Source organism: Vampirovibrionales bacterium, assembly GCA_016712355.1.
Lineage (GTDB): Bacteria > Cyanobacteriota > Vampirovibrionia > Vampirovibrionales > Vampirovibrionaceae > JADJRF01.
This window is the reverse complement of record JADJRF010000005.1, coordinates 953813-979617: the sequence shown is the minus strand read 5'-3', so window position 1 is coordinate 979617 and position 25805 is coordinate 953813. Positions and strand designations below refer to the sequence as shown.

Below are 25805 nucleotides of genomic sequence, written 5' to 3'. Positions count from 1 at the left end.
CCCGTGAGCGGGGCTAGCGCGATTTTCCTGCGCCTGCGGCTGTCGCCGCTTGCAAGCGTCCGCCCACGACGCTGCCCTCAATGCGCGCGCCCGGTTTGACGAGGACGCGGCCCGCGCCGCTGGCAAAAATGACGTCGCCTTTCACCACAGAGCCCGCCTCCAGGGCCAGATATTCGACCGACAGGGCGGCGCTTGAAGATGTGCCAGTCGGCTCCGCCGTCTGTCGGGACGATTCCCAGCCGGGCCCTTCGACCAAGGGCGCAGCCGGACGCATGGCGAGATAGGCGTCATAGCTGGGAAATCCGCCGCAAGGCGAGGCGGCGCAACGGCCATTCTGAAAACGAAAGCCTTCCGGGGTCGTCAACGTGGTGGTCTGCGACCCGCTTTGCGCCTGAAATCCTGAAACGCTCGCGGAAGCGCCCTCGCTGCCCAAACGCAGCAACGTCCGGCCGTTGTCCAGCCGAGTGACGGTCGCGCCGCTGACAGTCAGCGGGCTTTGCGAGAGGGGGCTTTTGCCCATGCGAATGCCGCCAACCGTCACGCGCGTCAGCGTCAGGCTGTTGGCGTAAACCGTGAGGATGCCATCGATGGAAGCGTCTTGAATGGTCGCGGCGCCGCTCGCCAAGGCATCGCCTGCAATATGGGAATTGAGGATATCCAGATACTTGACGGCCTGTACGTAACCGTTGATGCGGCTGTTACGCAACACGGCGAATTGGCCCGCAATGACGTTGCCGCTCTGGCAATCATCGAGTTCTACGCGCTGGGCGGCGATGAGATCCGCCGTCACGCAATGCGCGCCGCGAATGCTGCGTCCGGTCATCACCGGGCCGGTGACGGTCGTGCCTTGAAGCGAGACGTCTTTGCCAGACCCAATGGTCCCCACGACTTGCCGCAGGTAGACTTCTTCCGGCGGGGTAGGGGAAGCGGCGCTGGTGCGCGGCGTCACGGCGGAAGGATTCAGCGCTTGCGCGCCATGAGAGCCCATGGTCAGGGCGACTGTCAGGGCAATGGCCAGCAGAAGCGCAGTTTTGACGAGGGCGCTAGCGCTCTTCCACGTCATGAGAAAGCTCAATCACGCTGTAAATCAGGTAACCCGCCATAATCACGCTTTTGGGGTCCTTGGATTTTTGCGCCAGCGTCAGCAAGAGCGTATTGATTTCCGGGTTCTCCTCCTTGAGGCGATGCACCATGGATTTCTTCCAAGCCTCTTCATCCTCTTGCATGGTTTGCAGCAACAGGGCGCAGGTTTCTTCGGACACGACTGGCAACACGCCTGAGTTCTCCCTCTGACCAATAGCGTTTTGCGCAGAGGATACCACACCGCGCGCGTGCGGTCAAAAAAGCGCCGCATGGGGCGCGCGGCGTGGTAGCGCGCCTGATACAATAGAGGCCATGTCCTCCGCGTCGATAGCCCTTATCCCATGACGCCGCCTGAACCTGCGGCCCGCGAGGCATCGCAAGAGGATGCGCCGCCGGATGAGGCGATTTTTGGCGACACGCTTCTCATTGAAGGTCCTATCGCCAGCGGCAGGACCTCGCGCCTGATCGCCCGCGCCGTTTCGCTCATCGAGGCGGGAGAGGGCGAGAAGACGCTCATTCTGGCGAGTAATCCGATGCGTCAGCACGATCTCGCGGATCGCCTCCTGTCGCAATGCGCGTTGCCCATGGGACAGTTGCCCCTGCACACGTTCGCGGGCTTTGTTAGAAACGCCCTGTTTAACGCCTGGCCCGCCGTCGAAGCGCGACTGATGGCAAGCGATCCGCCCGGCGCGCCCCCGTCAGCGCCGCATATTCGCCCGTCTCTCGGCGGGATGGAAGACTCTGAACTGTTGCTCCGCCTGCTCATCGCAGACGGTCGCGCGCGCGACCCGGGGTTTTTCGCGGCCTTCGAGGGGTCGGATCGCGCCTTGCTCAAGCAGCTCGCCCGCCGCCTGCGCCTTCGGGCTGAAAACCGTCTGAGTCGCGCAGAGATGCGTCAGCGCGCCGTTCAACGGCAAGAGCCCTGCGCGCGCGACACCGCCCAACTGGACGCAGCCTTTGATCGCCTCTGCTATCAACTGCGCGCGCTGGACGCCAACAAGCAGACGGAGGCGTTTTTCGGCCTGTTATCCCACTCAGAGGAAGCGTCCATGGGCGCGCTTACGCCTTTTGCCGCGTCAATCCGCCGTGATATCCGGCATTTGCTGGTGGAAGACGTCGATGAAACCACGGCCGCCCAACAGGCATTTATTCACTGGCTGGCGCCGTCGCTGCACACGCTGACGATGACCTGTGATCCGCAAGGCGGCTCGCGCCAAGGCTATCTCAACGCCTACCCGCAAGGCTGGCAAGCGCTCAAAGCACTGCGTCCAGACGCTCAGCTACTGGCGCTGACACGCGACGACAGGCCGTATCGCAATGCCGGGATTCTGGCCAACAACTGGCGACAAGCGCCAGAAGCAGCCATCCCGCTGGAATCAGGGAGTTTCAGCGCGGCGCCGCGCAGCGTGACGCGTCTGGAGATGCTGGACCAATTGGCGAGCGATATCGTTTCGTGGCTGGATCAGGGACGCGCGCCGGGTGAGATCGCCATTATCACGCCTCACGACGATATTCTGACGCGCCAGGCCTTGCAAGCGCGCCTGCAACAACGCGGGATTCCGTTGCAATGGCTGTCCGGGACTGAACGGCCTTACGATCAGCCCGCCTGTCGCGCATACGTCACGTTGCTGCACTGGCTTAACGCGCCACGGTGGCAGGCGCCGCTGTCGCCGGTGGAAATCCGGGCCCTGCTGGTTCATGGCTTGCGGCTGGGAGGCAGCGACCCGGCGAGTCTTCAGGCCATTGCCGCGCAATGGGCGGGTCTGGCAGTGGACGTTACTCAGGATGCGACTCAAGACGCCGCGCTTGCGCTGAGCGAGGCCAATCAGCAACGGCTTGCGGCATTTCTGTCCTGGAGCGGGCAGGCACGGGAATTGCCGTTTGAAACCCAGTTATACAAGGGCTTTAGCGAGGTCATTGCCGAATTTTCTTCTGGCGGCGAGGACTTGTCGCAGATTCAGCGGGTGATGGAGAGCTACGTTCGCCAAAAAGCCCTTTGGCAAGGACTCAACGCCTTGCGAGGACCAGCAGAATCCCCCGACGCGCACGCGTTTGAGCGGCGCTGGCTGGCGCAGGTGAAATCCGGCGTGGTGGCCGATACGCCGGATGCGCCGGTTCGCCCGGATCCCGAGGCTATTCTGGCGGGAACGCCTCAGAAGATCATCGATGCAGGCGCTCGGCGCGCAATTCAGGCATGGCTGGACGTGGGCAGCCGTCACTGGACGCGAACCGACCGCGCGCCACTCTACGACGCTGCCGTCTACGCGCCTGACGCTCTTCATACCGACGCATCAGACGATGGGCCTGAACGCGAGGCCTCACGCGACGCCCTGCGCGCCGCCTGCCTCACCCGGACGCTGATGGCGCTGGCGGGCGAGCGGACCCGGGCCTACGCCAGCGAGCTCGATGACGCAGGAGAACCGCAAACCGGCGTACTCGAAGCCCTTCTCAAGACAGAATCGCCTGAAACCCTTGACCTTTCGACTATTTCGCGCCCCCGACTTCGCCCGGACCAGCGACCGATTCTCGATTACCGCCACGGGACGCTGGCCATCAGCGCCGCGCCGGGCGCGGGGAAGACCTACGTCAATACGGCCCTGATACTGGAGCTGATCGCCTCCGGCGTCGCCCCGCAGCAGATTCTGGCGCTAACGTATATGGACAGCGCTGCGCGCACGCTTCAGACGCGCCTGAAAAGCCTTCTGGGCGGTCACGCGCCGTTACCAACAGTCTGCACGATTCACAGTCTGGCGCTGCGCATGCTCAGCGAGCGCGATCATGCCGCGCGCGTGGGATTCTTCCCGACAGAATCTGAAGAGAGCGGCGGGATTGTGGACGAAAGCGCTCAGGATCTCATTTTATCCACGTTCGCCGCGCGTCTTTGCCCAGAAGACGTGTCAATTCCCGCCTGGATGGGGATGATGCGCCGGGGGATTTCACACGCCAAGACCTGGCGGCTGTCGCCCGACGCCTTGGCGCATGCCCGCGTCACGCCGCCATTTGCGTCGCGGCTCAAGATGTTTCAAGAGGCCTACAGGCTATATGAGGAACACTTGAAGGCCACTGGCCGCGTGGACTTTACCGATATCATCCTGAAAGCCGTTGAGCTCCTGGAGCAGCACGCAGATGCGCGGGAATACTATCAAGCGCAGTTCGCCTACGTGCTGGAAGACGAGGCGCAAGACTCCTCTGCGCTGCTGCAGCGTCTCTTAACGCTGCTTGGCGGCGAAAAGCCCAATCTGATCCGCACCGGCGACCCCAACCAGTCGATCACCACGACATTCAGCGCCGCAGACCCGCAGGCGTTTCGAGACTTCGCCGCGCAAGCCGATCACGTCGTGACGCTGGATCGCAGCGGACGATGCGCGCCCGAGATTATGCGGCTGGCCAACGGCTGGCTGGCAGCAATGCGCGCGCGCGGCGATCTGCCCGACGCCTTCTCGCCGATGACCATGCGCGGCGTGTCGTCCCAAGAGGGCCCGACGAATCCCTCGCTGCTGCTCACGCCAAAGGCCGTCTGGCTGGAAAGCGACCTCGAAGAAGGCGACTGGCTGACCGCCGAAATTCAGGCCTTCCGTCGGGCGCACCCACAGGCCAGCGTCGCCGTGCTGACCCTGACCAATGATCAGGCGCTGGCGTGGAGCGATCGATTGCAACGAGCGGGCATTGAAGCCATTGCCCTGACGGACCGGCTGAATATGAATGCCGCGTTTTCTGTCTTACTGGCCTATTTACGGCTATTGGCGTCTCCTGGGGATTGTCAGGCGCAGCTTGCCTGCTACGACGCCATGGTGTCCGCACGACTGACGGCGTTTTCAGCCGAACAGCGGGCCTTCTTGAGTGAGCGCGCGCTCATGGCGCAATCGCCCGCCACGCTGGCAGGGCTGCACGATGCGTTTCTGGCGCAGTGGGCCTATGATTTGCGCGATTTCAGCCGCGACAGCCTGGGTCGGCGCATCACCCGCCTGTTGACACGCTTGAGCGACAGGCTGTTTACATCGCCAGCGGATCGCAGTAACGGCTACCTGTGCGCGCTTCAGGCCGAATCGTTCCTGCAGCGGCGCGCCGACGAGCTGGATGAAAGCATGACAGAATCGCTGTCACCCTTAGAATGGGTGATTCAGGGGTTTGAAGCATTGGAACGCTCGCCGCGCCAGCGCCGGTCGTTTTCGGATCTGCTCAACGCCGAGGCCGCAGACGGCTTTGTCCGTGTGATGACGCTGCACAAGGCCAAGGGCCAAGAGTTTGATTTGGCCTGCATGCCCGGCTTGCGCGCGGATAAGTTCCGGGTGGACGAGACAGACAAGACGATTCTGGCGCTGGAGGCCGCGCGACTGGGCGAGGCGCTGGCCCCTGACGCGGCGCAGCGCCTCTTACGGCAGAAACAGGAAGAACGCGCGCGCCTGATTTACGTTGGGCTGACGCGCGCACGGCGCGGGCTGTTGCTGAGCGGCGCGCGGCTGACGCGAAACCGTTTCGGCAGACGCGAAACCGCCGAGCCTTCGTTGGCCTTCGAGACGCTCAGCCGCCTGATTTGCGAACCGGACTCTGATATAATTCAGACCGGTCCTGAGCAGGAGAGCGCCCCATGCGCCGGTTTATCGTCCTGATACGCGCCTACTGCGCAAGCGTTTTAAGCGTCCGGCTGCCCGTTCGCGCACTGACCATAGCCCTTTTTGCGATTTCCGCTTTTGTTATGGTCGCGGGAGCCTCCGAGCCGTGGGAATCCGCGACGTGGACGCCGTTGGCGAGCGGTCGTGACGGCGCGCAGCATTTTATTGCGGAAGACGCGATCCTGCGTCTGCCGCACGCGCCGCAAATGGCGTCGTTTTACCGAAAGATTCTGTTTGCGCAGGCGCAAGAGGTCGACGGCCTGCCGGTGGATGGCGAGGTCGCAGAAATAGTCCTCGACTGTCATTCGGGGCGCATGGACCTGATTCGCGCCACGCAGTTGTATCAGGGGCAAGCGGTGGCGCGCCGCTATTTTCGCGAAGAAAACGCGCGCCGCGTCAAGCTGGACACCTTGGGCGAAGACGCCTTGCGCCGGGTTTGCGGCAAAGACCTGCCGCGATACGTCCGCCGTAAGGATAATCCGCCGCCGATTGGGTCGGATCCGGGGGATTTGAAGCGCTAGCCTCTTTTTAAGAATGCCGCGCGGGACAGCTTTTGGGGCGGGCTTCTGTCATGGAGATAGCGGGCAGCGGCGCTTGGGGCATCGACGGATTGTGAAGACGCAGGCGTAAGGGCGAAGCGCCAGAAACGCCCGCCGTCAGAACGCCGGTTGGCTTGGGTTGCGCGCCATGGGTCCCTTTTTCGCTCATTGCGTGGGCGCAGCATCCGTTCGAGGCGACGCCGTCGCTGCATCGCGCTCGTGTTCGTAAACGCCGCCCCACAGACGTCATCCAGCGGGGTAATGCGCCGATCGCGCCCTGTCATGGCGTGATGACGCCGCCAGAAGGTCTTGCGCGTGAGCCAGCGTTGTAAAACCTGGATGGGAGAGAGCGCCGCGCGCGGCGTTTGCCGACTGCAAACCGCAGCGGGGGCTAACGTCTGCCGCGGGATCGCGCGCGAGGCCGGACGGCGCGCGGCGGGTTTCAGAACCGCTGCTGAAGCCGCCTGCCTGCAGTCGGCTTCGACGCTTGCTGTTGTTACGGGCGCGAGATCGGCAGCGCGCCGTGAACCGGCGCAGTTGAGCGGACGGCGTCTGGAGACGGGAATGTAGTTTCGACGCGCGGGGCAAAGGCCGCGGGCCCAGGCGAAGACGGCTTGTTGTGGGGCGTGAAAAACGGCGCGGGTCAGATCACGCATCCGCTGGCCGTCTTTCATGAGGGTCATGAAAAACAGGGCAGGTCGCGAACGCATCAGCGTGACAGACACGACGAAATACCTCCAGAAGTCAAAACGCCAGGCATCAACCCGTCCAGAATTTTAAAACCAGAACCCCGGAAAGCGAGCCAGACATCAAACGCATAGCAATACTAATACAATACTGCATATATCTATATTTGTCTAGTGTTTAAATCTTAAGATTTATAAGGCCCGGCCCCCGGCTTCAGGGCAGTTTCAGGGGGGGCGGACAGAAGAGCAAGGCGAAGAGCGGGGGATTGCGGCGTCACGGCGTGGGTCGGCGCGGGCGGCGTCTGATAAGGGGGATTTATTATATAATCATGTCAAGAGAGCGCTGGAGACGGGCGGCCCCTTCGGCGTGACGGCGTGCGCGCGAATGGCAGCGGCGCGCTTGCCCCCTTTGCCGCTGGAGTTATGGTGAACGCGTCTTCCCAATTGCCCGTAGAACGGTCGTCGCCGCCCACGGTACGCCGCTATGAACGGCCCGCGCTGGCGGATCGCGATAAAGATCTGCGCCAGCTGATTCGACTGGCGGGTCTGGCCAAGACGGGTCAGCCCAAGTCAGTACTGACCTGCGGCGATGCTGGCATTGGCAAGACCGCCCTGCTGGACGCCTTTTGCGACGCCATCCGCGAGCGGTATTTCTGCCGTCTGGTGGATTTACGCGCGTGTCAGCCGGAATCGGTCGAGCAGCTTTATATTGCCTTCATCGATGCGCTGCAAACGGAGGCGGGCGCGATTTTCGATGAAGCGCTGGAGGCCGTTAACGAGATTCTCGCCCCGCTGGGCCTGCGCTGGGAGCGCCCGGATCTGGCCCGCGCGGTGGCGCTGGTGAAGCTACAGGAATCCATCGGCGGCAAACAGGCGCTCTCGCAAGAAAGCCTGGTCAAGGCCATCCGCAGCGCAGTCGCCCTGCCGTCTAAAAAGCTGCGCGGCGCGGCGCTGGCCGACGTCATCGAGCAGCTCGTGCATATCATCGTCAACCCGTGGCTGCTGGTGGCGGTGAATCTCACCCAGCCGCTGACGCCGACGCTGCGAGAGGCAGTGGAAATGGCGCGCCGTCTGCGCTCAGGCGAGTCCATTGAGGCTGCCCAGAAAGCCATCGAGCGGGCGCGGCGCGCATCAGACGCCGGGAGCGGCGATACGGCGATGGACCATCATCTGGATCAGCTTCATACGCCTGCGCGTTCGACGCCGGGCGGGCGCCATGACGACGCGATACATCTGCTGGCCGCCGCGCCTGAGAGCCTGAGCGATGACGCCACAGCGCTTCATTTCGCCTTACCCGTCGCGGCGAGTCCTTCACCTGCGCCCGCCGGGGTTGCGTATGAGGCGGAAGATGATGCGCTGGCGGGTCGCGACGCGCTGGGGATTGAAACGCTGACGCGCCATCTGATGAACGCGCTGCTGTTTGTGAACAAAGCCATCGAATCGCTGGACAGCGCCCTGATTATCGCGCTGGATAGCTGGGAGCGGGTATTGTCGTTGCCCGAGCGGCGGCGCGACGACTTGAAGGATTTTCTGGCGAGTCTGCTGCGCGAGACGCTCGATGCTCCCAATTGTCATCTGATGCTCGCGCTGGCCTGCCGTAGCGAAGGGCAAAGCGAGTCGCTGGGCGGTCCGCTGTATAGCCTGTTTCGTAATAAGCTCCTATTGGCCGATATTCAGGAACGCCCGCGCCGCGCGCTCTTTCTGGCGCCGTTTCGCGAGCAGGGCGTCGAGCTAGAAGACGCCGTGCTGTCGGCAGCCTTCCGGCTGACGCAAGGGAATCCGCTCTGGTTGCTGAAATTGCGTCATGTGATACTGGAGCGCGCCTTGGCCAATGGCGTCGATCGGGTGGATATGGCGTTTTTTCGCCGCTTGGGCGTCGAGCGACGCGAAGACGTCTGGCAGGCCAGTCTGACTCGGCTTGAATTGGCGTTTCTGAATCAGGAAGACGCTCTGTACCGCGTGATTGCTGGCTTGCTGCGGCAATTTGGCGAAGACCCCTTTGAAGCGCCTGCCGCCATCGTCGAACTTAGCGCCTCTCAAGGCGTCAGCGAATTGCTGGCCGCAGAGGCTTTGCGCCATTTGTATTTACATGATTTTCTGGCAGAATGCCCGCCGGGCAACGCGGAAGGCCCGCCGCGCTATCGCGTGCAGAGTCGACAGGCGCTCGCCTTTCTGGAAGAGAAAACCCGCGAAGTGCCGGTCGATGTTTCTACACACGAGAAAATCGCGTACCTGCGTAAGATTATTCCCCTGTCGATTCAGTCCGGCGAGCTGGACCGCGAAAAAACGCGCGAAGTGCTGCAACTCTGCGCGGCAATGAACGATTTTGAGATGGCCGGGTTTCTCGAAACCTCGTTTCTGGCGTTTATTCACGACGAAAAACCAATGACGCGCTTGTCTGCGCTCAATAATCTGGCTGTTCTGGAATCGAAGCCCGCGCTGGGGGCGATTCTCGAAGCGGTCAGCGATGCGGACGCCATTGTCCGCGAGTACGCCGTGCGCAATTTGGCGGCCATGGCGCGCAAACCGTGGGACGCCGCGACGCATGAGGCCATCGTCTCGGCGCTGATTGCCGCCATTGACGATGAAAGCGACGCCGTGCGCAGTCAGGTCTATCTCGCGCTGTCGCGCTATCAATGGAATCGCGACCTGACGGCGGTGTTTATCAAGGGCCTGGCCGATGGCTGCGATGCGGTGAGAGTGACCGCCATCACGGCGTTGAGCGAGATTGAAAGCGATGCGCCGCTGGTGCGCGCGACGTTTCTCGACGCCTGCGACGATCGTCTGGCCGACGTGCGCCGTCTGGCAGTTCGCGGGCTTCAGCGCTTTGAGGGAGACGATATTATTCATCGCCTGGTGGCGATGCTTCGCGAGGAGCCGGAAAGCGCCCTGCGCGCCGCGGTGGCCGACGCCCTCAGCGCCATGAACTCCGACGCCGCTCGCGAAGCGCTGATGCAGGCGCTGACCGACGACCCGGACGAAGACGTTAAAATCACCATTGTGCGCGCGCTGGGCGGACGGCGCGGCTGGACGAGCGAATCGTGCCTGCTGCAACTGCTGCGTCCGCAAGACGGCTCGCCGGGCGGGGACGCGCTGGAGACGGATTCGCCGGGCCTGCTCTGGGCCTGCGTTCGCGCGCTGGGACAGGCGGGCGCAACGCCTCAGAGCCTGCAAACGCTGCATGGGCTGCGGGCGCGCACGCGTAACGAGATTATTCGACTGGCGATTGATGTGGCGATTCGCCGCATCAGCGATCGCGTGGAAGAGATGCGCCAGTTTGAGCGACAGTTTCATTCCGCCTTGCCGCTGGTGGTGGCCGAAGCCGAGCCGCCGCCGGACCCCGATGCGGATTTGCCGCCCATTGAAGAAGATATTTCCTAGAAAAAGCCTTAAGACCGGGCTTAGCTGAACAGCACCGCCAGGCACACGATTTGAATGGCCATGGCCACAAACCAGAGCTTCATCACCGGGCTGTTGTCGCGTACCAGTACGCCCCATAACCCGCGTCCAGACTCGCTGCGCAGGGCAGGAAACAGCTCAAAGTCGTCATGCGTCGCCGCTAACTCTCGAAACGTCATCATCATGTCCCTCACGGGATTGTCTACACTCTCACACCTGTTTGCTATCGTAGCGCGGCGCGAGACGGGCGGCATCCTGCGGACGGATTATAACTGTTTTTAGAATCTAATATTTTTAGATGAGCGTCCACGCTCTGGTGAGCTGATGGTTATACGCTGGCGCGGCTTTTTCGGGCGCGTTCGGCGCGTGAAGAGCCGGACGCGGCGATCGGCGCATCTTCTTCGCGCGGCAGCAACGACAGCCGAAACCCAAAGGTGCTGCCGACGCCGACTTCGCTTTCTACAAACACTTCGCCGCCGTGATACGTCTCGATCGCGGATTTCACCAAATGCAGGCCCAACCCTGTGCCTTTGACGGTATGGACTTCGTTTTCGACCCGGTAAAAGCGGTCGAAGATCTGCGGAATATGCTCAGGCGCGATGCCAATGCCGCTGTCCTTGACGGACACCTCGATGCAGTCGCCTTTTTCGGTGACTTCGGCCCGCACGCGGATGCGACCGCCGGTCTCCGTATATTTGACGGCGTTGCTCAGCAGGTTGCGCATGACCCGCTCAATCGTGTCGCTGTTAATCAGCACGCGCGGCAGGTTGGATTCCAGCGCGGTGGTGACGCTGAGTTCTTTTTGCTGGGCCAGCACCTTGAACGACTGCACCGTGAGATTAATGATCGGGGTAATGTCCTGAAGCTCCATCTCGAGACGGTCGCCGGATTCTTCCAGCCGCGAGAAGTCCAGGATGTCGTTGACCATTTTCTTGAGGCGGTCGGTTTCCAGGTGGATGGTTTCGAGAAATTCCTGATAGGTCTCGGCATCGAGATCCTTGCCGTGGGTGTAGATGGTATCAATGTAGCTCTTGATGGTCGTCACCGGCGTGCGCAGCTCGTGGCTGACGTTGGAGATGAAGTTGGTCTTCATGCGATCGACTTCAGCTTCGCGGGTGATGTCGTGGGTGATGATGACAAAGCCCAGTTCTGCGCCGTCGGCGTCCTGAATGGGGGAAATCATGACGTTAAGGGTGATGGCGGGCAGGGTGAGCTGTTTGGCCAGCGGCTGGCTCAGGCGGCCATGCTGGGCGCGCAGGAGATCCATAAACTCATCGACCAGCGGCGAGAGGCTGCGCTCGCCCTTGACCGAGACGTATTCGCGGATGTCGCGGCCAATTAACATGGAGGCCGAATCAATCGACAGATGGCGACAGGCCGAATTGTTGAGGATAATCACCTCATCGTCGTTGTTACAGACGATAATGCCGTCGGCGATACTCATCAGCACGGCTTGCAGCTTGTTGCGCTCAAACGTAATGACGTCGAGATTCTGGTCTTCGTAAGCGCGCAGGCGAATCGACATGTCGTTAAACGATTCGGCCAGCGTGCGCAGCTCGCCCCACAGGTCGTTTTCTGAGATTTTATAGCCAAAATCGCCGGTCGACAGGCGTTTGACGCCTTGCACCAGACGATTGAGATGCTGATGCAGAATATACGTATTGGCCGAGACCGCCAGCAGCGTCAACAGCCAGGCGCAGCCAAACACCACCAGCAGAATATTGCGCGTATAGCTGGAAATTTCGTGAATGGATTCGCCTGTAAGCTTGATATGAACGGAGCCCAGATAGCGACCGCCGCCGTTGGCCGTGATGTCTTCGATTTTGGCCATATACACCCGCGCGCTCTTGAGATCGGCCGCAGGCAGCGGCTTGTGATTCTCGTAGACGACCGCGCCGTTGGCGTCCTGGAATTCGACCGAGGCGAGATCGTTGCTGCTTTGCAGAATGTAGTCGACAAAGCTGCGAATGCGCAGTTCGCGGCTCAGAGAAGATTGCACGCGGTCTGAGCCTTCGGCGGCGACGACTGAAGCGAGCAGCGTGCCGAATTTGTCGTAGTTCTCGTTGAGCGAGGTCTGATAGCGGGCGTAGAGAACCGTGGCCAGCGCCAGAAAGAACACCGAAATGGCTCCGACGATGGCCAGCAGAATCTTGTTTTCAGAAGAAAATCGCGACAGCCAGCCCGGCGCAAGCGCGCGGGAAGCGGGGGCGTCATCAGCGACGGGGGGGGCGGCCATCAAGGCGGGAGAGGCTCCATCCTGTTTACGCCTCTTATTGTACAGGAATCCGCCCGCTTGGCGTAGGAATGCGTGAGCTGTTTTAGGGAAGCATCCTGCGCAGAGGGCCGCTCAGAGCGAGCAGGCGCGCGAAAAACCGGGCGACCGCCGACGGGCCGGGCGTTTGGCCGCGCAACGCTTCCAGTTGCGTCAGCAGGCGATCGTAGGCGTTAATGATATCGCTGACTTCGGCGGCGCCCGCCCCGCGAGCGGCTTGCCGGGCGGCAAACATCTGGGCGAGATCTGTCAGTTGGGCCTGAATACGCTCGCGCTGGCGGCGTTTCGGATTCAGGCGGGTCAGCAGCGCGTCTAGAGAGAGCAGGCCCAAGGTCGTCGTCACGGCGCGCATGACGCGCTGGCGGGCGTGGCGAAAGCGATCGGACCACAGAAAGGCGGGCGCGCCGGACAGAAACAGGGCTTTCAACTGCGCGTCCACGTCGTCTTCGTGCGCGCGCATAATTTGCAAGCGCGATTCCAGCGCGGCCATTTGCTCAGACAGCGCGGGCGAAGGGTTTTTCATCTGTTCATACTGCTGGGCATACTGCGCCAGGCGGGTCGTCAGCGCGATGCGCTCGCGGGTCAGACGCTCCTTGACGATACGCAGGCGAATTGAAGGAGATGGCAACAGGTGCTCAATGCCGGCGTTCATCTCGGTGTCCATGCCATCCAGCCGTCGCCCGCTGACCGATGCGGGCAGCGACGGCGCGCCCGGATACGAATCGCCCACGGGAATCAGCAGAAACGGGCCCTGACTGTCAGCGAAATCCAGCGCGTCGACGGGGCGCGCGTCCAGGTCTTGCGGCTGCCGCAGACGTTGTGCCAGATAATCGTGAAGAGACGTCAGCCCGTCATTATCAGGCGCGCTCATGCCAGGATCGGCGGCAAGAGGGCCTGCGCTCAAAACATCTTCCGTCTGAAACCACGTCGCATCGAGGCGTCGGCGTTTGGCGCGGGGACGGGCGTTGGAAGGCAAGGGGCCATCATCCTCTCTTCTGTTACTTGTGGATAAGATTCACGGATAGAAAAAGGCGGGCTCTTGAGCCCTCTATCGGCCAACGGGTCCGACGCTTGAATATTCGTCGGCGCATTCCAGAGGATACGCATGTTTACGCGCGGGGCAAGGCGAGCGGGGCGATGCGGCGGGTTTGCGCTAGACTGGCAGCAGGCTTGTCGCGACTTCCTGCCGGAGCGATTCAGATTGGACGCCATCGAAATCCGCCGCGCCAGTGCGCATAATCTTCAGGCCGTATCGCTGAGTCTGCCGCGCGATCGGCTGATCGTGATGACCGGCGTGTCCGGCTCCGGGAAGTCCTCGCTGGCCTTTGACACGATTTTCGCCGAAGGGCAGCGACGCTACGTCGAAAGCCTGAGCGCGTACGCGCGGCAATTTCTGGAACAATTTGAAAAGCCGGATGTCGAGAGCATCGACGGCCTGTCGCCCGCCATCGCCATCGACCAGAAAACCGCCAGTCGCAGCCCGCGATCCACGGTCGGCACCGTCACCGAGGTGTATGACTACCTGCGCTTGCTCTATGCGCGCGTCGGAAGCGTCCATTGTCCGACGTGCCAGGCCCCGGTATCGGCGCAATCGCCTGAACGTATCGCCGAACAGGTCGCCAGTTGGGGCGACGGCGCGCGCTTGCAGGTTCTCGCGCCAGTGGTGCGAGGCCGAAAAGGCGATTACAACGCCCTGTTCCATCAACTGCGCAAAGAAGGCTTCACGCGCGCGCGCATCGACGGCGAGGCGCATCTGCTGGAAGAATTGCCCGACGATCATCGCCTGGCGCGCCACAAAACCCACCAGATCGACGTGGTGATGGATCGCATTGTGCTGAAGGCCGACGAGACGACCCGTCAGCGGTTGTTAGACGCCATCAGCGCCGCGCTGCGCAAGTCCGACGGCTTTGTGATTGTCCAGCGCGTGGGCGAGGCGGCGCGCGAGCAGTTTTTCGCCAGCCATCTGGCTTGCCCCAACGGTCATGCGCTGGCGGATGAAGCTTCTGGCGGGGCGCTGGAAGAAATGGCGCCGCGCCTGTTCAGTTTTAATTCGCCTTACGGGGCCTGCGCCGCCTGCGAAGGACTCGGCGCGCATCATGAGATCGCCGAATCGGCGCTGATTCCTGACCCGTCGAAATCGTTGCGAGAGGGCGCCATTGGCCCACTGGAGCGCTTTTCAGGCCGATATTATCAGGCCTTCCTGCGCATGCTGGCCGCCCGGCATGAAATCGATCTGGACACGCCTTATCGCAAGCTTTCCAACCGGCAGAAGCGGTTTTTACTCTACGGCGACGGCAAGAACGTCGCCCCCGAAGCGTCTTCGGGCGATGAGGCCTCGGCTTGGGAAGAAATGCTCAACGCCTTTGATGGCGTCGTGCCGATTCTCAAGCGCCGCCATCGCGACGGCTCGGACGCCTCGCGCGCCTACATCGAGGGCTTTATGCGCCAGACCACGTGTCCGGCATGTGAAGGCGCGCGCCTCAAGCCACTGGCGCTAAGCGTTCAACTGGGCGGGCTGAATATTTTTGAGCTGTCCTCGTTGCCGCTGGCGCAGGCATGGCGATTTCTGTGCGACTTGCCTGCCTCGTTGAGCGAAACGCAACTCATCATCGGGCGGCAGCCCATCGCCGAAGCTGAACAACGGCTGCGCTTCCTGCTGGACGTCGGCCTGTCCTACCTGACGCTGGCGCGGCCCGCCGCCACGCTCTCAGGCGGCGAAGCCCAACGGATTCGGCTGGCCACCCAACTCGGCGCCAACCTGTCCGGGATTCTCTATATTCTGGACGAGCCGAGCATCGGCCTGCACCCGCACAATAATCGCCAACTGATTGAAACGCTCTTGCGCCTGCGCGATCAGGGCAACTCGGTCATTGTGATTGAGCATGATGAAGAGACCATCCGCGCCGCTGACTGGGTGGTGGACATCGGCCCCGGCGCGGGCCGTCTGGGCGGGCGTATCGTGGCGCAAGGTCCGCCCGAATCGCTGGCGCAGGCGAGCGAGTCGTTGACGGGCGACTATCTGTACGGTCGCGCACAGATTGCTTTGCCGACCGCCCGCCGCACATCGACCGAGGCGGGGGCGCTCGTTGTGAAAAACGCGTCGCTGAATAATCTCAAGGGCATTGATGCGGTTTTCCCGCTGGGCAAGTTGATTCTGGTCACCGGGTTGAGCGGATCGGGCAAGTCGACGCTGGTTTTTGACCTCTTGCGCGGGGCGCTTCGTCATGCGCGCGATCCCCAGCAACCGCGCCCCGAGGGCTACGATGCGCTTCTGGGCGTCGAAGCCATTGATCGCGTCATCGAAATCGATCAGGCGCCGATTGGGCGTTCGCCGCGCAGCAATCCGGCGACTTACACAGGCGTGTTTGACGAGATTCGCCAGGTGTTTGCGGCGAGCGAGGACGCAAAAATCCGCGGGTACAAGCCCGGTCGCTTTAGTTTCAACGTGAAGGGGGGGCGCTGCGAGGCGTGCCAGGGCGCCGGTCATACGACCCTTGAGATGAATTTTCTGCCGGATGCGCAGATTCATTGCGACGCATGCGACGGGCGGCGCTATAACGCCGAGACGCTCTCGATCCGCTATCGCGGCCACTCGATCGCCGATGTGTTGGCGATGCCCATTGCGCAAGCCTGCCAGACGTTTGAGGATCATCCGCGCATTCACCGGCAATTGTCGGTGATATGCGAAGTGGGGCTGGAGTACATGACGCTGGGCCAAAGCGCCACGACGCTTTCCGGCGGCGAAGCGCAGCGCCTGAAGCTGGCCTGTGAATTCGTTAAACGCGCCACCGGCCGCACGCTGTATCTGATGGATGAGCCCTCGGTCGGCCTGCACTGGCGCGATCTCGACAAGCTCATCGCGATTTTGCAGCGCCTGGTGGATCAAGGCAATACGGTTGTGGTGATCGAGCATAATCTGGACCTGGTAAAAGTCGCCGATCACGTCATCGACATGGGCCCCGAAGGCGGTGACGGCGGAGGATTCATTCTGGCGGAAGGCCCGCCGCAGGTCATCGCGGCGTGTCCCGACTCGTATACAGGGCAATTTCTAGCGCCACTGCTCGCCTCGCCCGCCGCTCCCTCGCCGCCAGCGAAAAAAGGGCGGGGGAAGGTCAAACGCTAACGGACCCGCTGCCTCGATGGCGGCGGATCCGTTTTAAGTCTTAAACGCGTAGCGGACGCGCCCTACTTGCGCAGGTTGAGCTTTTGAATGAGCTCTTTGTAGCGCTCAGGGGCGGCGGCGTTGCGGAAATAGGCCTGCAGGCGGCGGCGGCGGCCGACCATTTTCATCAGGCCGCGGCGCGTGGCGAAATCTTTCGGGTGGAGCTTGAGATGCGCCGTCAGCTCGTTAATGCGATCCGTCAGGACGGCAATCTGCGACTCCGGGCTGCCGGTATCCTTGGCGTGGCGGCCGTACTGCGAAAACAGGGCTTTTTTCTTCTCTTGGGTCATTGCCATGGGAAATCACGGGTCTCCAGTCTGGAATGCATCGTCGAGCGATGACTGTACCACTCGCAGACGGGCGATGCAAGGACGACGGCGGCTCGAAAAAAAGACCGCACAAAAACCGAATCGTTAGTTTTTATATTCATAGAATCAAAATCACGGGTGGTTTCCGTTTCCAGAATAATAACAGGGTGGGGATTTTGGCTCATGGGATGGACGGACTGGAGCAATTGGCTTCCGGCTGAAAACTATTCGCAAACCGTGCTGCGGCGCGCCGATACGATTGCCTCGGGCGACCCGCAGGCGACCCGGCAAAATCTGGCGGACGCTTTGAAACAGGACGGCTTCACGCTGTCAGACCAGCAGTTGAATCAGGCGATCGCCGCCTTCGGGAAAAGCGATGGGAAGGGATCCTCGGATCAGCAGTTATCGAATACGGAAATCGCCGCCTTGTTATATGCGGCCTCCGACCCTCAAAAAGAAGGCGTCACTGCGCAGTCGCGTCAGGAATTTCTCAGCGCCCTGAACGGCAATGCGTCAGATTTATCCACATTTGCGCAACAAAAGAATCACGAGGCTTTTACGCGACCGGAAGGCGAATTGGGACGCGTGCAAGTCCTGAATGCCGTGGGCGAGGGCGGCGCAACGGCCGCCAAAGGCGTCATTGGGGGAAGCGTCGCCGCTGGCGCCCTCATGGCGGCTGGCGTTCCGGCGATCGCGCTGGGCGTTCTAGGCGCTGCGGGAACCGGCTACGCGGGGTATCAGACCTATCAAGGCGTCGACGCCTATCAGAAGGCCAGCGCCAATAACGACGCCGAAGGCAAGTTGACCGCGATCGCCGACATCACGACCAACGGCAGCTTAGGCGTATTGGGCGTCGCGGGCGGGGTTTCTGCCTTGCGCGGCGGGGTAAAATCGCCGGGGACGAGCGCGCCGGCCAGCGCAAAATCGCCCGTAACGCCTCAAGAGCCCGCGCCAAGCGCTCCCGTCCCACCGCCGGTAGAGGCGCCGCCGGTCTTAGCGCCTGGATCTGGGGGCGCGACAAAGATCGTCCAGCCTGCCGGGCCGTCTTCGGGATCAGCGAATACCGCCCCTTCTACGCCAAGCATTCCTGCCCCACCGCCGTTGGAGGCGCCGCCGGTTGCCGCCAGCGCGACCCCCGCAGGTCCGTCGACGACGGTTTCGGCGCCGATGGGCCGTTCGCCGCGACTGACGCGAAAAATTGAGGCCCAGCAAGCCAAGCTGGAAAAGTTGACAAACGAAAAGGCAACGCTTCCCGAGCAACGCCTTAAATCTGCCGAGCGAACCAATCTACAGGAGGCGCAAGCGCGCTTGGAAGGGGAAATCAAGGCTCTCGAGCGACAACTCCCGGGTCGCGCCCGCGCGAATATGACAGAAGCGCAGCAAGCGCAGTGGAAAGACTTGAGCGACAAGCGTCAGGCCTTCGCCGACAATAAAGCGCAATTGGAGCAGCATAATACCGCGCTCCATCACTACAATCCTAAGCGCACGCAAACCCACATCGATAAGGACATTCACGCGATCGAGCGCCGGATTGCCAAGCTTCAGGGCGAAGGGGTTCCGCCGAGTCGAAAAGCGCGCGTCTTACCGATGAGCGCCGCAGGCGCGGGCGCGTTGCTGCCCGTCGCATCTTCCGGGCTTTCCAAACTGAATCCTATCCGCGAGGCGATCGCCGCAACGCCGCCGACAGCCGCTCCGGACAAGCCAGCGCTGGATTCAGCGAAACCGAAATATGATTTTCATATGGCAGAACGCCGCGCCGAGCGCGAGGCGGCGGAAAAAGCCAAAGCAGAGGCGGTCCAAAAACCAGAAAACCCTGCGCAAAAGGCGATTCCGCCAGAAAAAGCGAACTTACCGCCCATCGAGCTTGTCTCGCTTCCGGGACGCTCGCCTGCCCCGGCGCCGACGGCGACGCCGCACGCGCCAAAACCGGCGGCCCTGCCCGCTAAGCCTGCGCCCACGCCTGTTCAGACGCCGCAGACGCCGGCGGAATCGGTTCAAGACATGTTGAAGCGCCTTCAAAACCAGCCCGCTTCAGCCGGGCCGCGCCCGGCGTCTGTGGCCAGCGCGCCTGCGCCGTTACCGCCTATCCGGTTAATTGGTAAATCCGAACCAGCGACCAAAACAGCCGCGCCTGCCCGGACGATCGCCAAGCGCCCGCCGGCGGCGGTAAATTATCCCGAGCCGGATCGGCCGATTCGGCGCAGTATCGAGCGCACCGTCGTGACGCCTGCCCCGGCGCAGCGACGCGAAACAGCGCCCGTCGCGTCGCTGGCCGCGCGTTTTCCGGCGCCCGCCAGCGCGTGGGACGACAACGGCATTGGCTGGAATAATCGCTAATACGCGCCTCAAGTTCACCCTGTAACCTCCATACCTCAGGCCGGGAGCGTCTTTAAGGCGCTTCCGGCCGCCCCTTTTGGCGGACGTCCGATGGACAGAGGAGCCGCGCGCGCGCAAGCGATGGTAAAATAGCCCCAATGGCCCGGCGGCTGCGGTTGCCGTTTCGCCAGACGCATCCCGACAGAGATACCCCCGCGCAAGGAGCGAGCCCGCCCATGTCAAACGCCCAGACCGTCCGGGTCAAACGCCAAATGACGGTAAAAACGCTGGTGAACGACGCGTTTCGTCAACAGGCCAAAACCGATCTCACCAATGAAGTGCGCCTGATTGAAAATCAGCTGGCGACGCTCGATCAGCAGTATCAGCAGACCCTGCGCCAGATTGAAGATCTGTCCCAGCAAGGGCATAACGTCTCGCGCCAGCTCGAAGGCCTGAATCAGGAAGCCCAGGGCAAGCGCAGCCAACTGACGGCCCTTAAAATGGAAGTGTCCAAGCAACTGAGCAATCTGGACAAAGTCGCTAACGGGGCCTATGTCATTACCGGCGTGCTGGAAAGTTACGTCGATATCGCCGTAGGCGAAAACCTCTACGAAAAAGTCCAGAACTGCGAGCTGCTCGTCGAAGACGGCGTGATACGCGAGATTCACGGGTAACGGGGGCCATGGCGACCTGTGAGTCGCCAGACGGCGAACCGTTGATTCGCGTCGGGGCGCTGGCGGGACCGCATGGACTGGCGGGCGATATCAAGATTCGAACGACAGACGACGCGCCGGATTGGCCGGGCGTCGCGCAGGATGCCTTTATCGCCCCGGCAGGGACGTCGTCTCCTGCTGTAGCGACGCTTAAAGCCGTTCGCATTGAGCGGATTCAGATGACAGGCCCCGGCATGGCGCGCGCGCGTTTGCAAGGCTTCGCTTCGCGCACGGCGCTGGAGCAGGCGCTGGGCCCGATGCTCTCGAAGGGGACGCTGTATCTGCGACAGCGCGATGTGCCCGCGCCGCCGCCGGATGCGTTTCATGTCGACGCGCTCATTGGGCTGCGCGTGATTGAAGCGGAATCGGGACGTGAGAGCGGCGTGGTGCGCGACGTGTTGAGCGCCGGCGGGTCGGATTTTCTGGAAATCGAGCCGGCGGGCGGCGGCGAGCGGGCGACCATCCCCTTTAACCGGGATTTCTTCCCCGAGGTGGACGTCGCGGCGGGCTGGGTGCGGATGGCGCATCTGGAAGGATTTTTAGATCCCCCTTCGGGATCGCCTGCTTTGTAATCAATTGTAACGCGGCCCGTTTAATGCGATCCCTCTTGGGGGAATAACATCGGTAAGGCGCCGATTCTGGCGCAAGGCTGAGGCATTGAACGCGTGTTGCTGGCGTGTGGCTGATGGCATGAGGGCTTGCAGGATGAAACGATCGTGGATATCCGCCAAAGGGATTGGCAGCGGTCAGGTGCTGATGATCGGCGTCATGCTGACCGGGATGATGTTTTCGTCGCTGGCGGTGGACCTGCCGTTTTACTTTGCGACGCAAAATCAGCTCCAGACGGCGGTCAACGCCGCCGCGCTGGCCGGGGCCTCGCAACTGCCAGACGGCGAAGCGCAGGCGCAGCAAGCCGCTTACGAGTACGCCTCGCAAAATCCGGTTGCGGGCAGAACGCTTGCCGAAAGCGATTTGAGTTATCACTACGACGGCAGCGCCTTTGAAGTCGAAGCCCGCATGCAGGCGCCCACGCTCTTATCGCGCTTGATGTGCGGTTTGAGCGGCACGCTGAGCCAGGGCGGCGGCGGTCTTGATGGCGGCGGCTCCGGCGGGGAAAGCGTCGGCGGCGGCGGCGAAGGCGATGGCTCTGGTCCGGCGGTCGATTGCTCGTCGATGACGATCGCGGCCCATGCCAAGGCGGTTCCAGCAGCGCGCGACGTCGTGCTGGTGCTGGACACGTCGGGTTCGATGAACCGCGGCAACGGCTACCCGATGGAAGATGTGAAAGACGCCGCCGTGGCTTACGTCGATAAGGTCATCGCGCTCGATAGCGAATCGGTCGATCGCATTGGCGTGGTGAATTTCGATTTTGATTCGCGCATTGCGGCCTCGTTAACTTCAACCTACGACTCGAACGGCTACGCTACGGTGAAATCCGCCATTAATAACCTGTACGCCTATAGTGGATCCGAATGGTGGAATACCAACTATTATTCGGGCCTGAAAAAAGCGCTGGATGAACTGGAAAGCCATGGCCGCAAAAACGCGACCAAATTCGTGATTTTCTTGACCGACGGCTTTCCCAATATTCCAGACGGCCCGGACTGGAACTATAAAGACTGCATCAATGCCGATGACGCAGGCGACAACTACATGAAGCAATATAATTACTACAGAAGCCGGGGCCAGATCTCGACGGCCAACTACTATTACACCAAGGCCCAGCAGAAATACGCCTACTCGCTGAGCTGCACGCAAGGCTACACCGATTACATGATCAACGTGACCCAGGCTCAGGCCCAGCGCGCAGAGGGTATGGACGTAACGGTCAGCACGATTCAGATTGGCCCGGTCAGTGACAACAGCCTGTCGAAACTGCGCAAGATGCTCAGACAGCCAACCTGGGAAGCCGGGCTGCTGGATTACATCGCCGACACCACCGACGGCAAGCAGTATGCGGCCACCAACTATGACATGGACGCCCTTCGCGAGATTTACGACACGATCGCCCATGACGTCCACATGCGCCTGGCTTCCTGAGGCCGTTGGCCCGCTTGCCCATTGACGCGTCCGCCGCTCTGGTCGCGCGCGCCGTCATCGGCTATGATCCTCTTGTGACCCGCAATGATGCTTGTCTTTACGCCTCTGTTTTCATCCGGTTGATTTCATCCTCTTGAGCCCGTCTATAAGGAGTTCGCTGCTATGTCCTTACGAGATGCCGCCTGGTTTTTCTGTTCACTGGCGCTCTGCCTGACGCTGGCCCCTGCGCTGATGGTCCCCGCCGGGGCTGCCACGCTGAATGTCCCCGTGCTGGGCATTGCCATGGACAACGACGCCGGAACCGCCGACGGTCCGCCGGACTGCAATCCCGACGAAGAGGACGACGGCAGTTGCTCAGCCCCGCCGATTGAGTAACGTCTCCCTGGCATCGCCTCTTGAGGGCATCGCGTTTTGACAGCAAGCCTCGCTTTCCCGTATGCTCAAACGGCGGCAGACAGGAGGCGCGAAGGCAATGGCATTACGCGATAAACGGATTCTCGTCACCGGCGGCGCGGGCTTTATCGGCAGTTCGCTGGTAGACGCGCTGGCGGCGCGGGGCAATCGCGTCACCGTGCTGGATGATCTTTCCACCGGCAAGCGCGCGAATCTGGCGGACGCCCTGCAAACGGGCCGCGTCACGCTGGTCGAAGACAGCATTCTCAATTCCGACATCTTGCAAGCGCTGGTTCCGCAGGCCGACGTGATTTTCCATCTGGCCGTGCAATGCCTGCGCATCTGTTTTGATCAGCCCCATCTGGTGCATGACGTCAACGCCACCGGCACGCTTGGGCTCCTGGAGACGGCATACCGGCTGAATCCCGGTCTTGAGCGCTTTGTCTACGTCTCCTCATCGGAGGTCTACGGAACGGCCCGGCGCGCGCCGATGACCGAGAGCCATCCGCTGGCGCCGACGACGACTTACGGGGCCAGCAAACTGGCCGGAGAACTCTATACGCAGGCCTACGTCACGATGTACGGCATGCCCGCCGTCATTGCGCGGCCGTTTAATACCTACGGCATCCGCGAGCATCACGAAGGCGCCAGCGGCGAGGTGATTCCGCGCTTTATCGTCAATCTGCTCAACGATCGCCCGCCGGTCGTCTTTGGCGATGGCCAGCAAACCCGGGATTTCACCTACGTCAGCGATACGGTCGACGGCTTGATTCGCGTCGCCGAGTGCGATGCGCTGCTTGGAGAGGCCGTCAATATTGCGTATGGCCAGGAAGCGACCATCGACGCGATCGCCCGCCGCCTGCTCAGCCTGATGGGTCGCGATGCGCTGGCGATTCAATACGAGGCTGAGCGCCCCGCCGACGTGCGTCGCCATTACGCCGACATCACCAAACTGCGCAACGCCACGGGATTTGAGCCCGCCGTGAGTCTGGCCGAAGGTCTTCAGCGCGCCGTCGACTGGTTCAAGTCCTGCGCCCAGGGCGACCCCGCTGCGCTGCTGGCCCAATGCGGCGCGGCGCGCAACTGGGAAGGCGTTCAGAAAACCCCATGCGCCCCAACTTCGGCGCGATAGGCGATGACTCCGGCCTGCGCCCTACCTAAAATTCCGATCGCCCGGCCCTGCTTTGCCGACGATGCGCCGCGCGCGCTGGCCGAAGCGCTTAAAAGCGGCTGGGTGTCGCAGGGGCCGCTGGTTCAGGCGTTTGAAGACGCAATTGCCGCGCGCGCGGGGGCCGCTTATGCGGTGGCGACTACCTCGTGGACAACGGCTTTTCATCTGGCGCTGCTGCTGCACGGCATTGGGCCGGGCGATGACGTACTCTGTCCGTCCTATTCGTTTATCGCCACGGCCAACGTCATTCGCCACGTGGGGGCGACGCCGCGCTTTGTCGACATTGATCCGCAGACGCTGAATCTGGACGCCGCAACCGCCGAAGCCGTGATTCTGGCGCACTATCGCCCGGGGGCCGACGGACGCTGGCGCCATGGCGAAAGCGGCGGCCAATTGCGCGCCATTTTAGGCGTTCACCAGATTGGCATGCCGTTTGACATTGATGCGCTCGCCGCGCTGGCCGAGCGCTACGGGCTGGATCTGCTGGAAGATTCGGCGTGCGCGCTGGGCTCTGAATATAAAGGCCGCCCGGTGGGGGCGTCCGGTTTTTGCGGGGCATTCAGTTTTCATCCGCGCAAGATTATTACCACCGGCGAAGGCGGCATGCTGCTGCTGGCCGACGACAAACAGGCCGAGCGCGCCCGCCGCCTGCGCCTGCACGGCATGTCGCTGTCCGATCTGGCGCGCCATGGCGCTGGCAGTACGGTTTACGAGACGTATCCCGAAGTCGGCTATAACTATAAACTCACGGATCTCCAGGCGGCGTTGGGCCTGAGTCAATTGGCGCAACTGGATGATTTTCTGGCGCAACGTCAGGCCATTGCCCGGCGCTATGATGCTGATCTGGGCGCGTTGCCCGGCGTGAGCGCGCTGACCCCGCCGCCGTATGTCTCCTGCTGGAATGCGCAGTCCTATCCCGTGCGCCTGCTGGGAGCCGATGAACGCCAACGCGACGCCGCGATGCGGGCGCTGGATGAAGCGGGCGTCGCCACGCGGCGCGGAATCCCTCCGATTCATCTTCAGGCGGCTTATGATGAGGGGGCGATCTCGCTGCCGATGAGCGAAGCGGTTTCGCGCGAATCGTTTTTTCTGCCGATTTACCCCGGTCTGAGCGCAAATGAGCTGGATCGGATCGTCGAGGCCGCCGTGCGGGCGATTCGAGCGGTTTCTTAGACGCAACCGCGCGTTGCCGCGCGAGAAGGCTTGCTGATGACCATTCAATGGTACCCTGGCCACATCGCCAAGGCGGAGCGTAAACTGGCCGAAGCGCTCAAGCTGGTAGACGTGACCATCGAAGTGGTCGATGCGCGCCTGCCCGTGTCGACGGTGAATCCGCGCCTGCGCAAGGCCATGGCGGCCAAGCCCACGCTCACGCTTCTTAATAAGGCCGATCTCGCCGATCCGGCGCAGAATAAAGCCTGGCTGAAAGCGTTTCAGCAAGAACGCGAGGCCGCCCTGCTCTATGACGCGCACAGCGGCAAGACCCGCCAACGCCTGATTGAAGCGCTCACGGCGCTGGGAGAAGCCAAAATGCAGGCGCTGACGGCCCAGGGACGCAAGCGCCGTCCCGTGCGCGTGATGGTCGTCGGGATGCCCAACGTGGGCAAATCGACCGTCATTAACAGCGTCGTGGGGCGCCGCAAGACGCGCACCGGGCATAAGGCGGGCGTCACGCGCGCCTCACAATGGATTCGTATCCATCCTGACGTTGAGTTGATGGACACGCCCGGCATCATTCCGCCGCGTCTGGACGACGAGCAGACCGGGCTGAAACTCGCCTGGGTCAGTTCAGTGTCCGACGCCGCCTTTGACGAGGAAATTGCGGCTCAAGCGCTGCTCTCGTACTTGAGCGCCCTGTATCCGCAAACGATTCGCGCCTCGCTGCGCTTGCCTGCCGACGCCGCGTTGACGCTGGATGCGATGGCCGCCTCGCGGGGATATCTGGCGCGCGGCGGACAGGCAGATATTCTGCGGACGGCGCGGGCTGCGCTCAGCGAGTTTCGTCAAGGACGCCTCGGGCGGCTGACGCTGGAGTTTCATCCGTCGGGCGCGGCGGATATGTTGCTGCTACAATAAGGGGCGTTGTCCGCTTGTGATCGTCTCGCCCAAG

At 62.1% G+C, this 25805-nt stretch carries 19 protein-coding genes; 12 read left to right on the top strand and 7 right to left on the bottom strand.

The genetic code is table 11. The features are described 5' to 3' along the window. Window positions 1–13: 13 nt before the first annotated feature. Window positions 14–1063 carry a hypothetical protein gene (locus IPK79_05825; GenBank protein ID MBK8189952.1) on the bottom strand — a complete coding sequence of 350 codons (1050 nt, stop codon included), beginning with the start codon at window positions 1061–1063 and terminating at the stop codon, window positions 14–16. Continuing rightward, window positions 1044–1271, bottom strand: coding sequence for a hypothetical protein (locus tag IPK79_05820; GenBank protein MBK8189951.1), 228 nt, complete (start codon window positions 1269–1271; stop codon window positions 1044–1046). The genes IPK79_05825 and IPK79_05820 overlap by 20 nt, the downstream gene beginning before the upstream one ends. A 153-nt stretch (window positions 1272–1424) precedes the next feature. On the opposite strand from IPK79_05820, the gene IPK79_05815 reads away from it, so the two are divergent. Both IPK79_05815 and IPK79_05810 read left to right on the top strand, forming a co-directional pair. Further along, window positions 1425–5693 (top strand): ATP-dependent helicase, encoded by a 4269-nt coding sequence (locus IPK79_05815; protein MBK8189950.1) that lies wholly within the window; start codon window positions 1425–1427, stop codon window positions 5691–5693. Beyond that, the gene (locus IPK79_05810) at window positions 5672–6217 is read left to right on the top strand and encodes a hypothetical protein (GenBank protein ID MBK8189949.1); all 546 of its coding nucleotides are present in this window, start codon (window positions 5672–5674) and stop codon (window positions 6215–6217) included. Before IPK79_05815 ends, IPK79_05810 begins: the two co-directional genes overlap by 22 nt. Here the strand turns inward: IPK79_05810 and IPK79_05805 are convergent. After that, window positions 6214–6960 carry a hypothetical protein gene (locus IPK79_05805; GenBank protein MBK8189948.1) on the bottom strand — a complete coding sequence of 249 codons (747 nt, stop codon included), beginning with the start codon at window positions 6958–6960 and terminating at the stop codon, window positions 6214–6216. The two genes, IPK79_05810 and IPK79_05805, sit on opposite strands and share 4 nt — an antisense overlap. A gap of 384 nt (window positions 6961–7344) precedes the next feature. Between IPK79_05805 and IPK79_05800 the strand changes: the two genes are divergently transcribed. Beyond that, a complete protein-coding gene (locus IPK79_05800) occupies window positions 7345–10302 on the top strand; it encodes a HEAT repeat domain-containing protein (GenBank protein ID MBK8189947.1) in 2958 nt (985 codons plus the stop codon). A gap of 20 nt (window positions 10303–10322) precedes the next feature. On the opposite strand, the gene IPK79_05795 is transcribed toward IPK79_05800, so the two are convergent. The 3 genes from IPK79_05795 to IPK79_05785 form a co-directional block, all read right to left on the bottom strand. Beyond that, window positions 10323–10505 carry a hypothetical protein gene (locus IPK79_05795; protein ID MBK8189946.1) on the bottom strand — a complete coding sequence of 61 codons (183 nt, stop codon included), beginning with the start codon at window positions 10503–10505 and terminating at the stop codon, window positions 10323–10325. Between the two features lie 143 nt (window positions 10506–10648). Next, the gene (locus tag IPK79_05790; GenBank protein ID MBK8189945.1) at window positions 10649–12556 is read right to left on the bottom strand and encodes a PAS domain-containing protein; all 1908 of its coding nucleotides are present in this window, start codon (window positions 12554–12556) and stop codon (window positions 10649–10651) included. 82 nt (window positions 12557–12638) lie between these two features. Beyond that, entirely contained in the window at window positions 12639–13568 is a 930-nt protein-coding gene (locus IPK79_05785) for a hypothetical protein (GenBank protein MBK8189944.1), read from the bottom strand. Window positions 13569–13697: 129 nt separating this feature from the next. Here IPK79_05785 and uvrA point away from each other — a divergent pair, with 129 nt between their 5' ends. Further along, window positions 13698–16715, top strand: a complete 3018-nt coding sequence (gene uvrA, locus IPK79_05780) for an excinuclease ABC subunit UvrA (GenBank protein MBK8189943.1) — start codon at window positions 13698–13700, stop codon at window positions 16713–16715. Between the two features lie 62 nt (window positions 16716–16777). Here uvrA and rpsO read toward each other — a convergent pair whose 3' ends face one another. Continuing rightward, window positions 16778–17050, bottom strand: coding sequence for a 30S ribosomal protein S15 (gene rpsO / locus IPK79_05775; GenBank protein ID MBK8189942.1), 273 nt, complete (start codon window positions 17048–17050; stop codon window positions 16778–16780). Window positions 17051–17245: 195 nt separating this feature from the next. Between rpsO and IPK79_05770 the strand changes: the two genes are divergently transcribed. The 8 genes from IPK79_05770 to ylqF all read left to right on the top strand — a co-directional run bounded on the left by IPK79_05770 (window position 17246) and on the right by ylqF (window position 25771). Continuing rightward, window positions 17246–19399, top strand: coding sequence for a hypothetical protein (locus tag IPK79_05770; GenBank protein MBK8189941.1), 2154 nt, complete (start codon window positions 17246–17248; stop codon window positions 19397–19399). Between the two features lie 215 nt (window positions 19400–19614). Then, complete coding sequence (locus IPK79_05765) at window positions 19615–20052, top strand: hypothetical protein (GenBank protein MBK8189940.1); 438 nt, start codon at window positions 19615–19617, stop codon at window positions 20050–20052. Window positions 20053–20060: 8 nt separating this feature from the next. Beyond that, window positions 20061–20663: a 16S rRNA processing protein RimM gene (rimM, locus tag IPK79_05760; GenBank protein MBK8189939.1), complete on the top strand. Its 603-nt coding sequence runs from the start codon at window positions 20061–20063 to the stop codon at window positions 20661–20663. A gap of 133 nt (window positions 20664–20796) precedes the next feature. After that, on the top strand, window positions 20797–22131 hold the full coding sequence (locus IPK79_05755; protein ID MBK8189938.1) for a VWA domain-containing protein: 1335 nt from the start codon (window positions 20797–20799) through the stop codon (window positions 22129–22131). 162 nt (window positions 22132–22293) lie between these two features. Beyond that, complete coding sequence (locus tag IPK79_05750) at window positions 22294–22506, top strand: hypothetical protein (GenBank protein ID MBK8189937.1); 213 nt, start codon at window positions 22294–22296, stop codon at window positions 22504–22506. A 97-nt stretch (window positions 22507–22603) separates the two neighbouring features. Continuing rightward, a complete protein-coding gene (locus tag IPK79_05745; GenBank protein MBK8189936.1) occupies window positions 22604–23656 on the top strand; it encodes a GDP-mannose 4,6-dehydratase in 1053 nt (350 codons plus the stop codon). Between the two features lie 3 nt (window positions 23657–23659). Then, complete coding sequence (locus IPK79_05740; protein MBK8189935.1) at window positions 23660–24868, top strand: DegT/DnrJ/EryC1/StrS family aminotransferase; 1209 nt, start codon at window positions 23660–23662, stop codon at window positions 24866–24868. A gap of 36 nt (window positions 24869–24904) precedes the next feature. Next, window positions 24905–25771 (top strand): ribosome biogenesis GTPase YlqF, encoded by an 867-nt coding sequence (ylqF, locus tag IPK79_05735; GenBank protein ID MBK8189934.1) that lies wholly within the window; start codon window positions 24905–24907, stop codon window positions 25769–25771. The last annotated feature ends 34 nt before the right edge of the window (window positions 25772–25805 follow it).